The organism is Anaerocolumna sp. AGMB13025 (assembly GCF_029689925.1).
Classification (GTDB): domain Bacteria; phylum Bacillota; class Clostridia; order Lachnospirales; family Lachnospiraceae; genus Anaerocolumna.
Genome location: NZ_CP121445.1, coordinates 5,856,013 through 5,870,194 on the forward strand (window position 1 = coordinate 5,856,013; position 14,182 = coordinate 5,870,194).

Annotated in this window: 14 protein-coding genes and 1 tRNA gene; 1 reads left to right on the forward strand and 14 read right to left on the reverse strand. The window is 33.0% G+C overall.

All coding sequences use genetic code 11. The annotated features are described in order from the left end of the window. Positions 1–38 precede the first annotated feature (38 nt). The 7 genes from QA584_RS24325 to QA584_RS24355 all read right to left on the reverse strand — a co-directional run bounded on the left by QA584_RS24325 (position 39) and on the right by QA584_RS24355 (position 7,602). Complete coding sequence (locus QA584_RS24325; protein WP_278271695.1) at positions 39–962, reverse strand: sensor histidine kinase; 924 nt, start codon at positions 960–962, stop codon at positions 39–41. A 3-nt stretch (positions 963–965) separates the two neighbouring features. Further along, complete coding sequence (locus tag QA584_RS24330) at positions 966–1,661, reverse strand: response regulator transcription factor (RefSeq protein ID WP_278271696.1); 696 nt, start codon at positions 1,659–1,661, stop codon at positions 966–968. 379 nt (positions 1,662–2,040) lie between these two features. Continuing rightward, positions 2,041–3,027, reverse strand: coding sequence for a phosphotransferase enzyme family protein (locus tag QA584_RS24335; RefSeq protein ID WP_278271697.1), 987 nt, complete (start codon positions 3,025–3,027; stop codon positions 2,041–2,043). 171 nt (positions 3,028–3,198) lie between these two features. After that, entirely contained in the window at positions 3,199–3,960 is a 762-nt protein-coding gene (locus QA584_RS24340) for a nucleotidyltransferase domain-containing protein (RefSeq protein WP_278271698.1), read from the reverse strand. Continuing rightward, positions 3,957–4,979 (reverse strand): nucleotidyltransferase domain-containing protein, encoded by a 1,023-nt coding sequence (locus tag QA584_RS24345; protein WP_278271699.1) that lies wholly within the window; start codon positions 4,977–4,979, stop codon positions 3,957–3,959. Before QA584_RS24345 ends, QA584_RS24340 begins: the two co-directional genes overlap by 4 nt. A 114-nt stretch (positions 4,980–5,093) precedes the next feature. Next, entirely contained in the window at positions 5,094–6,401 is a 1,308-nt protein-coding gene (locus QA584_RS24350) for an AAA family ATPase (RefSeq protein ID WP_278271700.1), read from the reverse strand. Positions 6,402–7,161: 760 nt separating this feature from the next. Beyond that, positions 7,162–7,602: a hypothetical protein gene (locus QA584_RS24355; RefSeq protein WP_278271701.1), complete on the reverse strand. Its 441-nt coding sequence runs from the start codon at positions 7,600–7,602 to the stop codon at positions 7,162–7,164. A gap of 75 nt (positions 7,603–7,677) precedes the next feature. On the opposite strand from QA584_RS24355, the gene QA584_RS24360 reads away from it, so the two are divergent. Further along, the gene (locus QA584_RS24360; RefSeq protein WP_278271702.1) at positions 7,678–8,445 is read left to right on the forward strand and encodes a hypothetical protein; all 768 of its coding nucleotides are present in this window, start codon (positions 7,678–7,680) and stop codon (positions 8,443–8,445) included. Positions 8,446–9,221: 776 nt separating this feature from the next. Here the strand turns inward: QA584_RS24360 and QA584_RS24365 are convergent. The 7 genes from QA584_RS24365 to QA584_RS24395 all read right to left on the reverse strand — a co-directional run bounded on the left by QA584_RS24365 (position 9,222) and on the right by QA584_RS24395 (position 14,083). Further along, positions 9,222–9,306, reverse strand: a tRNA-Leu gene (locus QA584_RS24365). 163 nt (positions 9,307–9,469) lie between these two features. Next, on the reverse strand, positions 9,470–10,537 hold the full coding sequence (locus QA584_RS24370) for an HRDC domain-containing protein (protein WP_278271703.1): 1,068 nt from the start codon (positions 10,535–10,537) through the stop codon (positions 9,470–9,472). A gap of 208 nt (positions 10,538–10,745) precedes the next feature. Then, positions 10,746–11,378: an ABC-2 transporter permease gene (locus QA584_RS24375; RefSeq protein ID WP_278271704.1), complete on the reverse strand. Its 633-nt coding sequence runs from the start codon at positions 11,376–11,378 to the stop codon at positions 10,746–10,748. Continuing rightward, positions 11,359–12,231 (reverse strand): ABC transporter ATP-binding protein, encoded by an 873-nt coding sequence (locus QA584_RS24380; RefSeq protein ID WP_331487952.1) that lies wholly within the window; start codon positions 12,229–12,231, stop codon positions 11,359–11,361. Before QA584_RS24380 ends, QA584_RS24375 begins: the two co-directional genes overlap by 20 nt. Positions 12,232–12,239: 8 nt before the next feature. Continuing rightward, positions 12,240–12,572, reverse strand: a complete 333-nt coding sequence (locus QA584_RS24385) for a GntR family transcriptional regulator (RefSeq protein ID WP_331487739.1) — start codon at positions 12,570–12,572, stop codon at positions 12,240–12,242. Positions 12,573–13,005: 433 nt separating this feature from the next. Further along, positions 13,006–13,356: a helix-turn-helix domain-containing protein gene (locus QA584_RS24390; protein ID WP_278271706.1), complete on the reverse strand. Its 351-nt coding sequence runs from the start codon at positions 13,354–13,356 to the stop codon at positions 13,006–13,008. A gap of 376 nt (positions 13,357–13,732) precedes the next feature. Then, the gene (locus QA584_RS24395; protein ID WP_278271707.1) at positions 13,733–14,083 is read right to left on the reverse strand and encodes a helix-turn-helix domain-containing protein; all 351 of its coding nucleotides are present in this window, start codon (positions 14,081–14,083) and stop codon (positions 13,733–13,735) included. Between the last annotated feature and the right edge of the window lie 99 nt (positions 14,084–14,182).

The window sequence follows — 14,182 nt, forward strand, 5'->3', positions numbered from 1 at the left end:
CCTATCAAAAAAAATCCCTGTCTATCGACAGGGGGTTTTCAATCATCCAAAGGAAAGAAGACAGTAAAAATGGTATATTGGTTTGGTTCACTTTGTACCTTAATACGACCGTTCATTTTTTTTGCCAACTGCTGTACAATAGCAAGCCCTAAGCCACTTCCCTTATGAGAACGGCCTTTATCGCATTTATATAATCTGTCAAAGATGTATTTAAGATCTGATTTATCAATGCCAATTCCATTATCCTCTACAGAAATTTTAATTTCAGAATTTACTTGGGACATATCAATCCTGATTTGGGTAGCCTGACTATGGGTCATAACATTCTGAACAAAATTGTTCATGATGCGTGCATATCCGTCTATATCTACTTTTACCGGTAATGGCTTTTCGGGAAGCTCAATCTCATAATTCAGATTTTTCTCTTCAAAAATGGGAATCCAGTCTTTTAAAATATTCCGTGTCAATTCCGAAAGTTCCACCGATGCAATAGATAAAGAAAATTCACTGGAGTTTAGCTTAAACCAGTCAAACAAAGTATCAATATAATCCTTCAAATCATGGGCTTTTTTTCTTGCAATAACAAGATAATCTTCACGGGTCTTTCCGGTGACAACCCCTCTATGAACAGCATCCAAGTAACCCAGCAGAGTCGTAAGAGGTGTTCTTACGTCGTGAGATAGACTGGTCATTAACTGACGATTGGCTTCGTTCGCAGCCCTTAGTTGTAAAAGCTGCTCTTCATAAGAATAAACAATTTCATTCATTTTAAATGAAAGCTCGGCCGTCAATTCATTCTCTGCTACAAGGATTTTTCGATTACCATTTCCGGACTGGATATCCTCAAGGGTCTCGGTCATATCCTTAAGCTGTCGTTTTACACTGATTAGTTTGGTGAAACACACTATGCTAAACAGAAGCGCAATACCAAACAATAGGGCTAAGACCACATTCCAAAGCATACCCTACACCTCCTTGTTAAAACGATATCCGATGCCTTTTACTGTTTGGATATACAACGGCACCACAGAATCAGGTTCAATCTTTTTTCGGAGTCGGCTAATGATAGCCATAATGTTGCTGTCATCATAAACATAAGGCTCACCCCAAACTTCTTCGTAAATCTGCTGCTTGGTTACAATTCTCCCCTGATTTTTAGCGCAAAACAGCAGAACATCAAATTCTTTTGGCGGTAGTTCAAACGTACCGTTTTGCGTGGTCACGCTTCGATTGTCAAAATCTATAGTCAATCCTTTATAAGTAAGTGGCTGTGTATAATTGCCAGCCGAATTAAAGCGTGTATATCTGCGAATCAAAGAGATAATCCGGGCAATCAGTTCCTCCATATCAAAGGGCTTGGTCAAATAGTCATCTGCACCGTCTCGCAGCCCCTGGACTTTTGATATACTGTCATTTTTAGAGGTAAGCATCAAAATAGGTATGCTGCTTTTTGCTCTTATTTTACCCAGGGTCTGAAAACCATCCATTCCAGGCATCATGACATCCAGGAGTATTAACTGGTAATTGTTTTTTTCAAGCAAGGCAAGTCCGTCTGTACCGGTGTAACAACAATCAGATTCTATTTGCTCCTTCAATACGCTTTGTTTAATTAAAGCGCATAACTCCTTGTCATCATCAATTACTAAAATATTGTAAGTCAATTTCCTTCTCCTGTATTTATAAATTATTAATTTTTACTTTAGATGAGCTTTATTTTCGTTTCTCAAGCAATTATCATTTTCTCTATATCTTTCTCTTCATTCTTCTCTATCCAAGCTTAACAAAATATTGGCTTTATAATCATTGGCCTTATAATCATTGGCTTTACTTGTTAAATCTATTATACGTTTTTATTCTTTAAGTCTCAATAGAATATGGATTATTTTTCTAATTAGCTTTTGATTTCCTCTTCGATCTGTTTTTGCTTTGCTTTTTGCTCATCTAAACAGCCATCTCTTGTTTCATATATGGCTGTGTCAGGTTTCAGCTGATTATCACAATAGAATATTGTAATTTCATAAGACCTGACTTATAACTAATCTACTTGTCTGCATTAAGCATATAAAAATCCTCTGATATTAATCGTTCTCCCTGAATGAATGGTAGAAATATTTGTTTGCACCATCTATCAAGATTTTTATTAAAAGCTTCTTCCTTACAAAAGTTCAAATGAATTATTATATATAGTAAAACACTTAATGCAAAATGTGTATCTAGCATAGGAAAGTCAATATCGTAACCAAGTGAACGATAACCACCTGCAATTGCTGCCCTGTTTTCCACTCCGTTAATGCAACCAAAGAGACCTCCTATATCCATCATCGGATGCGCAAAACCAAAGAGTGAAAAATCTATCGGGACTAAGCCTGACTGTGTTACTAGCATATTGCTTAATGACAAATCTGAATGAACTGTAATAAATTCATGTGTATCCTTTAATTTCTCACTAATCTTTTCGCAAGCAGCATCTAATATCAATCTATGTTTATCTTGTATGTTACTCGCTATTTTTTCATGTGAGAAACAAGTCCTTAATTTCATAAATAGATTAGAATCATATTGTAAAATATTCTCATCAAAAAATCCAATTGCAGCCTTATGCATTTTTGCAACCATTTGTCCAATCTCAAAACATAAGTCAGTTGTTACTTCTTCTTTCTTAATGATGTCTCCCGATATCCAATGGAGCATTGTGGCATATATTCCGTCTGATACTTCAACAACATAAGTATTATCCTTACTTCGAACAGGCATCTGAACATTCCTTCCATTTTTGCGAAGATGCTCTAAAAAAGCAATTTCTGCGCAGCGCAATTGCTTTATATTTATGTCCACATATTGATTAATCGCTTGAAATGTATCTGCTGATTTATGTATTCTTAATAAGTACTCTCCATTTATTTTTAAGGTAAGATTTTCATTGTGGCGTATAAATTCTACTGTTTTATCTTGAACGCCAAACTTATTCAGCGCTTCAATAATTAAATTGTTATCTTTTAAATCTTCAGTATTCTTACTCTTTTCCATAAGCTTCTCCTAAGATTATTTTAGTAACCTTGATATTAATAATAGCTTGTAATAGTAAAATATAAACATTCTTTCTTATAAATTTTTACTTTCCGTTGATTCGCTCAATAACTTTATCTTGCATCACTTCATATAAGTATAAATCAAAATGCATAATCTCTCGGTTAATCATTAGAAAATTAAGTTTAAAAACAGCTTGTCAAAGGTATCCCATTCCCTTTTACGATCATCTTCTAACCCAGTTACATATGTTTTATATTCAGAAAGTTCTTTTTCTATATACTGATTAAGAATATCAATCCTTTGTCCTTTACCGATTTCAGGAGTGTTGGCTTTCACTTCAAGAAGCTCCTGTATTACCTGTTCAATCTCATGGGGTAATTCCTGTTTCATTAATTCTGAAAATAATACAGGTGGCGGTGATATATGTTCCTTAATATATTTACAAGCAAGCAGTGGACGTATCACATAAAAGTATTTTTTATATTTCACTTTATCCTCTTGTAGATACTCTAAAAAATTGCCATTTGCTGTACCATAATAATGATACAAAGATGATTTTATTGAAAAATAATCCTTAGCTTCTGTATAGATCGCCTGCCATTCTTTTGTTGTTCGATATACGATTGGAGAATTGCTCCATTCAAATAAGGTTGCATTGGATTTATGAAAATGCTGCAAAGTTTTCTTCAAATCCCAACCATTGATATCAAGGACTTCATCCAATTGCCATTCAATTACATCTCGTTGGGGGTTCAATGCTAGGTAAGCTTCTTTTTTTCGTACATAAATAAAGCGTACATCATAATCGCTATCCGGAGAGGCAAACCCCCAGGCCCTGCTTCCTGATTCTACCGCATGTAATATTTTCACATGTTCTTTCTCTTCTATTTCATTAAGCTTCTCATCAATAATCTTCTCAATCTGATTCATCGTATATCACCTGTTATAACCCTTTCATTTATTCTCTCCACAAATTCCTCAACTCGCTCCATATCCGGATTATCAGGCAAAACGGTATGTGCAATGGCATAATTCAGCTTCTTTTCATAATCCGCTAATAATTCATAAAACTCATTACGAAACATACCGTCTTCCTTTTGATACTCCCCATTACGAATAGCCATTAAGAGATCATGTTCTTTCTCACGATAAGTAATGATTTCTCCTTGTTCCAAAATATCAATTGCCATCATGAAAAGGCGTATCAGGTGCATAGCATGTTTATTTAAGTGGGCATCATCTTTTTTATGATTTCTTTTTCCAATTTTTTCATAGTCTCGTACTACATTATGCATAACTGACCACATATTCTCATAGTCCCTTAGCGGATAATGATTATAATTAGCATCAATAAATATCTCCGTATCAAGCTCCGAATTTTCAGATTTATCAATATAGAGACGGATGGAACCCTTATCAAACTTACGAAAGCGTCTCTCAAAATCCTCCAGGGCATTCCGTACTGAGTTAAAAATGTGCTGCTCTTTTTCACTTTGAGGGAAGCTATCCCTTGCCAGGGCATTTTGCAATCTGCGAAGCTGTGCATCAGCATAACCACCAAAAGAACGTGCTGCCCGTTTTGACAAGAATATATTTTTATTGTTCAGCAATTCCTGTCCGATTTCTGAAAGAACCAAATAATGCTCCTCTCGCATCCCAAGTATTTCACAGGTATTCGGATTACATTCCAAAAGGAGTTTTACCATCTTATTAAAAGAATAAATGACAGTATCTGTTTTATCATCCACATACTGTTCAAATTCAGATAAACCAATTAGATCTGATTTCATATTCATGGTAATACCTCTGATATCAAGATCACTATTATCATTATTCGTCCCATAAGAATAGCTGCCGCCAAGACCAAGTAAAATGATGTTTTGTCCCAGGCGAGGATTTGTATGAATGAACTGATATTCCTCTTTTTTTAATAACTCTTTAAAGCTCATAGGTTTATTCTCACAGTCTACTATTTAATATTTCTTCTTGCTATGCATTACCTTCCCAAAAAACAAAAATAGCCGGAAGCGTTTTTTTCATCTTTCTCTGGATTCTCGCCATAGCTAGTCCTCCTCAATATGTGGAATTGCACCATACTTACCAAGGATATATGCCTTATATATATTTTCATCCTTCCTTGGCGAAAAGTCAGATAAGGAATACAAATTGGATGCTCCCGTTTTCCTGTCTTTATCAACAAAATAAATCTGGTCTCGTCTCAACATTTCGCGGCTCATAATCTCAGTACTATGTGTAGTAAAAATCAACTGCGCAGCATTTTTATTATTTTCCGGATTTTGAAACCTGTTTATAATGTATTCTACCAGAAGAGGATGAAGTTCCCTTTCAATATCATCAATAACAATAATGCCTCCACTCTGTACCGCCTTTTCTATTGCCGGGGCAATTGCCATCAGCTTTCTTGTACCATCGGATTCATCACCTAATCCTAAAGTAAAGAAGCCTTGATTCCCATTTCGGTCAACACCTATGTGATAGGAAGTGGTTTTAATTTCATTGACTGATAGCTTACCTTCCGCTACATTCGGATCACTTTCTAATGCTTTCTTCATCTGTACTAATGCCCTGCTTATCGATTGCTTTATATCATCATTAACATCTTTCGATATATTATCAAGATCTCGTATTTCCATATTGTTTATATCAAATTTCATATCAGCAATTCCCACATCGGCAATCTTAGCAGTAGATACAATGGACTGCAGCATCTGAGAGTCTTCCTGATATTCAATAATATTGCTGTCGATATCAACAAAATCTCTGGAGAAATAGATGTCATTCCGGAACCACCCCATTGCTTCTATACATGGTTGATAATTCATTACGCAGGCAACAGAAAAGAATAGCTGATTTACTCCGACCGCTTCCTTTAGTAATTCCTTCTTAGATTTTTCTTTATCCTCAGGAAATGAGAAATTTTGATACTCTCTGGAAAAAATTAATGCCTTTTTCCCTTTGGGTGCAGAATATAAATATTCTTTTACAATATGCTTCTTTACAGATGCAAATCCATACTCATACTTAATACCTTTATAAACATAAATAAACTCAAACTCTGTGGGCAGCTCCCTGGAGTAATCATCCAGTTCAAATGCTCTTACGGGTATTTCAGCTTTTTCGTGCTGTGTCCTCTGCGCATTTCGTATAAATTGTACCCCTAACCAGAACGCACGAATCAGATTACTTTTTCCTCCACCGTTCTTTCCATATAACGCAACTATTGGCAAATACATATTCTTTTTGAATGGAATCAAGCTCTCATTGTATTCCTTTAATCCTGCCGCTTCTAAGTCCAAAATTGCTTCATCCCGAAATGAACGATAATTTTTCACTCGAAAATTAATCAGCATACGAAATACTCCTTTTAATTATCAATATAAGTTATATATATTTATTATAATCGTAATACAAAATAAATACAAGTAATATTATCGAAATTATCACTTATTTTATATTTATTAATCTTTTATTAGCATTTAAAATTTATTTAGAACCGTAAAGTGAAAATGTAAATTCCATAATCTTGGAAATATTAAAAGGACTACCCATTTTTGAGTAATCCTCTCTTAGTAGATATTTTTTTTCTAATAATGCTCCTTAAAAAGTTAATTTGTACTATAAATCCATATGATTGCACTACTAACCTACTTGTCTGCATTAAGCATATAAAAATTCTCCAATATTAAACGTTTTCCCTGAATGAATAGTAGAAATGCGTATCCTTTAATCTCTCGCTAATTCTTCGCAAACAGTATCTAACAACAATCTATGTTTATCTTGTATGTTACTCGCTATTTTTTCATGTGAGAAACAAGTCTTTAATATCATACATAGATTAGAATCATATTGTAATATATTCTCATTACTAAATCCAATTGCAGCCTTGTGCATTCTTGCAACCATTTGTCCAATCTCAAAGCACATAGCTCTTCACGACTATCGACTAACAAAAAAAAGAACCAAACCCGAAAGTTTGATTTACTTTTCATTAAACAGGGACTTGAACCCCTTAAATAAATATTCGGTTAGTTTATATTCATACTTAAAAAAAGACTGTCAGAATTATAATAGACCATGATGCTTAAATATTAAATAAACGTAACACACATATTACTCCTTCTCCTTACTGACTTTAAATTGTGTATTATAATTGCCAAAGTCTATAATTATTTTATTATATTCATATTTATCATTATCAACAAAATTAATTATTGTAAATTTATTAACTCCATCATAGATAAACTTACCACCAAAACCTTTTCCATTGTTTTTCATTAAAGTAATTACATTTTTTTCAATTTTATCATCACTTATTTTTTTTGCAATTGTTTCATCTAAACAAACTAAATCTCCTTTTAGCAATGTTTCATTATTTTCTTCATATACTTTAAAATGTATTATCCATTTATTATCATCAGAAGCCCCGTAGTAATTTCCCATAGTTGTCGATAAATTTAAATGTGATTTAATAAAAATGACACTTATTATTGATATTGTAATCACGATTAGTAGAATTATGGTAATTTTTGTTTTATTTTTACTTTTATTCATTTACTTTTCCTTCCTTTTATGTTAATATTTTACATAGTATTAATATAATATAACACACTTAAGGGGGTTAAGTAAATGAGAAATAAGAAATATATTAGTAGAGTTATTGGTTTATTGAGTGCCATAGCAATATTATTCACATCATTCGCACCTACCAACGTACAAGCCAGTAACAATAATTCCAATAACACAGCAATGTCTTTAATCAATGACGAAAGAGTAACTACTTTAGCAGAAAAATACAATTCTACACCACAGATAATTGATGATAATACGGTATTTCTACCATTGTCCAGAGAACAAAACATTAAATATATTGAAGATTCAAAAAAAATAAGTTCTTATCAAGCTGAGAAACTTATAGATGATAAAAATTCTGATGCCTTAAAAAGTCAGAAATATAGCTCAGCATCTTATAGTACTACTGGTTATGGTAAATATGTGGATCTTACAGGAATTGTTCTAAAAAGATTCAATGTAGTCAGTGGTCTTAGAACAAATTGTACTGTCGTGGCAGCAATTAATGTATTAGTAAGAGTTTACTGGGAATACGCCAATGAAAGAGAGTTCCTGGCAGTTTATGATAGTGGAGTATCTATAGATGAATCCGGTTTTTTCACTTGGAATGAAACTACTAACTCCGCTGTAATTATGTCTAATGGATTTTTAAACTTCAATGGTAGTGGTACAATAACAGGTCAAATTGATGTATCCCTTTCTGTAGGTTATGAAAGAGCTGGATTCTCTGTACAAGGTTCGGTAGGTTCTACCATAAATGTTTCAAAGTTCCAAACAATTGGTTTTAATTTTGACCCAGATTATCCAGGTTGGCACTTATACTAATTTATACATATAAAATTTAAATGTAAATTAATTTATATTATATTAATACTTTAAAGCTCGACTTTGTCGAGCTTTATTTTTCTTTATTAATAACAATTCTTCTATAATATAGTCATTGTTCTAAAAAGGAAAGGGGTAAAATTATTATTATTTTTTAGATCGTACTATAATAATAATTGGTTTCTGGTTTCCGGATGAAGTTGGTAAGTATTCTGCTAGACTATATTTAGATAAAATTGATGATTCTTATGAACAAAAAAACCCCGTATTAGTATGTGTATTCAATGAGGTTAAATTCGGTAAAAGAATAAATTGGTCTGAAATAATACCTATAACTATTATAGATGATAGAGAAATTCATAGAGAGTACAGAAATTCCCTTCGGTGATTATAATTATTGGGTTCTGCCAGCTACCAATGCCTTACGCGTACCATTTATGACATTCCAACCAGAATCAGAACTTTTCCAAGCAATTTTCAGTAAGCTAATACGGCATTTTTGGCTTTATCACCATACTCTCTGTCCACCATTAATGCGGTAAAAACATTTACACTTTTAGGCAGTTGTTTACGATATACCTCCATTGGCTTGCTGAATTCTGGAATCCCTAAATTAAAATCAGGTTATCATAGTGTGGAGTTGCCCATACTGCTCCTTAAAAATCTTTACAACTAAACCTCCAATCACACTCAACTCCAACAAAAACTTAGCTTCTCCCGACTATCGCCTAACAAAAAAGAACCAAACCCGAAAGTTTGATTCCTTTTTCCATTACTGCAGTCGACGGGACTTGAACCCGTACGAGCGCAATGCTCACTAGATCCTTAGTCTAGCGCGTATGCCAATTCCGCCACGACTGCACATTGTTATAATATTCGTTCGCCTCACAAGTTCAGCGAACGAATTATATTATAACAAGCTTTGTACAAAAAAGCAATACTAAATTTTAAGAAATGACGAATTTTATTTAACCACAAAACATTAGGACAAAATAGAGGTAGTAACCCCTCTATATCCACTAAATTAAACATACCGCTTAACAATACCAACGATATCCTCCCCATATTTCAACGCCTTTGTCTCACCAAACCCGGAAACTGTTTTTAATGAAGCCAATGTAATAGGCATTTTTGAAATTAGATCTTTTAATTGGTTATCATTATAAATAAAGTATGGCTTGATATTTTCTTCTCGGCTTTTCGTTAGTCGGTATGCTTTTAGTTCTTTAAAGATCGCTGTTTCTTCAATACTCAGAGAATTGTTAACATTATAACTCTCCACTTCTTTATTTGGGTTTTCACTGCTGCTACTGATTTGCTCCTGTTCTTTTGTATCGGAATTTAGCAGGTATTGACTATATTTAGAAGTGTAATCTTTCACAATTTCTTTATGTAAAGATAAATAAGATTGTGCCCAGGAAAGCATACTTTTATCTGATTGGTTTGATTCCTTAGAATCCTTACAGGCTGTATTAATATAGCTAACTAGTTGATCTGCTTTGATTACCTGGTTTTTTATTTCTTTCTTTGCATATTTGTAGTTTAATATAGTCTTTGGATTTGCTAAGACAACAATTGATTTGTAATAGTCATCAAAATACCGTTCCGCCATAAATTTACTGAAAACATTGGTTTTAAGATTCGTATTTAATTTTTTCATCAACTCCAAATGACGTTGATTTTGTGTTATTGGTGAATAGATGCCTTCCCTTTTTTTCTTACCGTCTATTACCATTGTTCTTATGAAATCGCCCGCACTGTTAATTTCAATATTACCTACAAGATTTTTACATTCAATGATGAAACATAATTTTTTTGTAAATACCAGATAATCTATCTGGGCATTTAGGTCACCATCCTCTAAATAAATATCGCGTAATATATACATAGGCATATGACTGTTTTTCAATTCAAAAGCTATATTGCTTTCCCCGGCTATACCATATTCCAGATATTTAATATCCTGTTTAAGTTTTATTTTTCCTTCTTCATTAAGCTTTTCTTCAAAACTTTTAAGAAGCTCCAATTGAGCTTGTGTACTGCTGCTTTCCTTCAAAAACTCAGGTTCTTTCGTATTTGAAAATAAACCCATCTTATGTATCCTCCTGAATAATTCTTTATACTATCCACATCAACCCTACCCACATTCTATAGTATGACATATTTTTACATAATTTTCAATTGGTTTCTTCAATGATTATCTTTAACCAGCATTAAAATACAATAACAAATTAACATACAAACAAAGAAGCAACCTTATTGTTTGCTTCTTTGTTGTTCAGGCTTACTTATATATCAACCTATAAGTCCCTTTTTTTATAAAGTTGTACAGAAAGCCTATAGCAAAAAACATTGACAATAACTGCTGCAATAAGTACAACAATCCAAAGAGCGCCTCTCGTGACATAATGATACAAAAGAGCAATAAGCCCCATATATGGAAAGAGTGCAAGTGCACCGATAATATCCGCCTTTTGTGCTTCAAATAAATAGAAAATCAAAAACTCTATCGGCATAAAAGTTGCAGCTAATAGTAAACCAAAGGGCAGAATATGTAGTTGCATAATTGCAAACAGTTCTGGCTTTATCGCATTTGTTATAACAGAAAATAAACCCAATAATGGTGTGGCAATTAAGCAGAAAAGATAGATAATCAGGAGCCTGGACCATATAATTGTAGATGGCGTAACCGGTATAATGCTAAATAGCAGTTTTGTTTTGTATTTAGCGTCATTAAATGCAAAATTTCTTAAAAGCAGATAAGACAACATTAAAAGCCCGACAGCGAAAATGACTATATTAGCCAAGTCATTGTTCCTGTTAATCTGATTAAAAAACATTGGAAATAATGCAACACAAAGAAGTTGCAGTTTGACTATTTGACTTAGTGATAAAACCTGCATTTTTGTGAAGTTAAGAATGTTTGAACTCATTGTTATTCCTCCTTGTATAGTAAAGCATTATATCCTCTATCGAAGGTACTTCATAAACTGTTTTGTCCGGCAGTACTCTTTTTAGAGCCCCTTTGTTATCAGTCAATCCCTCAAAGCCATATGCAGATTTGTTTATGCCTATAAAATAGCTATCATAATCGGACGGTAATGCTGCATTATCACCTTTTATAATGGAATGCCGCTCCTTTATCTCATCTTTTTGTCCTTGCAGGATTATTTTTCCGTTGTATATAAAATATAGGAAGTCTGCAATTTTATCAAGGTCCGAAGTGATATGGGTTGACATCAGAATGGTTTTATTGTGATCCAATACAAGTTCTTTCAGTATTTCTATAAGTTCACTTCTCACCAGCGGGTCAAGACCAGAGGTAGGCTCGTCCAAAATAAAAAGTTCCGCGCCATGTGAAAGAGCAAGTACAAGGGCGTACTTCATTCTCATTCCTCTTGATAAATCCTTAATTTTTTTATTCTCAGGCAACTCAAATTTTTTTAGATTGGATTGGTAGACCGTATCGTTCCAGGTGGGATACATGGGTGCAATGAGATCTTTCATATTTTTTAAGGTCAAATCTTCGTAAAAATGTCCATCATCAAGGACAATACCCAATTTTGATTTTATTTCCAGCTCATTCGTAATGCTATCCATATTTAAAACCATGATTTTCCCATTATCAGGCTTGATTATATTTAGTATGCTTTTGATGGTTGTAGTTTTTCCAGCACCATTAGGTCCTATGAAACCGGTCAGCGTTCCTTTTTCAAGTGACATGTTAATATTCTGCAAACTAAAATCATTATAGTTTTTACATAGATTGTGTATTTCCAAAACCATTTCCACTCTTATTCCTCCAAACTTAGCTCATCAATGAGTTTTTTCAAATCTTCGCTTAAAATTCCAACAGGCTTTGCATATTCGATAATATCCGTAAGCTTTTTCTCAATCTCTACCAATCGAGTTTCTCTTAGAAGCTCCATATTCTGTGGAGCTACAAACGAGCCTTTTCCCATCATATTGATCGTAAACCCTTCCGCTTCCAGTCCTTCATATGCTTTCCTGGTAGTAATAACGCTTACGTTCAAGTCCTTTGCCAAGTTCCTGACAGATGGCAAAACATCTCCCTCTTTCAATTCACCAGACATAATCGCGGTTTTGATTTGGTTCATAATCTGCATGTAAATAGGTACCTCTGCAGAATTAATAATAATTATATTAATATTAAATCACCTCGCTATCTGTATACTGTGTATGCACTGTAAGCACAGTTTATCATAGAGGTTATGTATAGTCAATAGTTATATTTGTAGGGGGAGTGGATATTTTAGATGTTTAAATAACGATTTAGTTAAAATAGAAAAAAGTAATATAGAGATGAATTAAGAGCAAGAGGTTAATTAGCTTTTATATCATAGATTAAATCTATACATGAGGGGAGTATGTTAGATTTATCGGCTATTAACCTCTTTATATACACGATAACAGAATTTTACAATAATGTCAATAATTTTTATCGCTTCAATGCGTTATTTTTCATTTTATATCGCTTATATGTTTAAAACAAATTCAACAAAAAAGAAGCGTACAATATTTGCTTGCTTCTTATTTTGCTTACTTATTACTAATCAGTCTAAATAGAATTTCAAATAGACTTAAGACTTCTTTCTGTTCAGATGGCTTTAATGCATTCAACCTGTTTATTAGTAACCCCAGCGCGGTATCATTTTCACCATTGTCTTCTTTCATTGGTTGAATATGCCTAAAAAGGTCCTCAAAAGTTATATCTAAAGCATTAACAAGCTTTTCAATGCTGTCTATTTTAGGTATCGTTTCTCCTCTTTCAATGCGCCCTAAATGAGTAGTGTTTACATTTGCTTTATCAGCTAATTCTTCAATACTCATTTCTTTATTATTTCTGATTATTCTGATTCTATCACCGACTATCTTAGATATATCACTCATTTTATTCCTCCCATATAAATCTAAGATACCTTTTAAATTGCCTGCTCACAATATCATGCAAGCGTTACCAAGCTCAAATAAACGCTTTTATGTGCTTTATTTAAGAAAAAATCGAAAAATATAACTCATTTATACTCTGCTTCCTTCCTTTATATAACATCACGTCTACAAAGAATCAAATATTATGTAAGTATTTACTTCAATAATATAGGTTTCTTCATTGTAACGTTAATTATTCTATAGAGCTAGTTGTAAAATAACTATTCTGAACCCCAAATTTGTTTTTATATTCCTTTAAAAGTTTAATGAAAAGCTATTTAAAAGCGTATTTCAATAAAAAAGAAGCTCACATTGTAATTGCTTGCTTCTTTTTTGTCTACTTATTATTAATCATATTTAATAGAAGTTCAAATAGATTTAAGACTTCTTTCTGTTCTGACGGCTTTAAAGAATTCAACTTGTTTATAAATAACCCCAGCGCTACTTCATTTTCACTAATGTCTTCTTTTAATGGTTGTATATTCCGGAATAGTTCTTCAAAAGTTATATCCAAAGCATTAACAAGTTTTTCAATACTGTCAAAATTAAGTATAGTATCTCCTCTTTCTATATAGCCTAAGTGAGCTGTACTGATATTAGCTCTATGTGCCAATTCCTCCATGCTAAGCCCTTTGTCATTTCTTACAATCCGTATTCTATCCCCAAGTACCTTTGACAATTCACTCATAAAATAACTACCTCCTGTTAGTATTAATATACTTTTAATTACTTTCATCAACAAGAGTTTTTAAGTGATGTATTTTAATTAAATCACTTATACGTTATA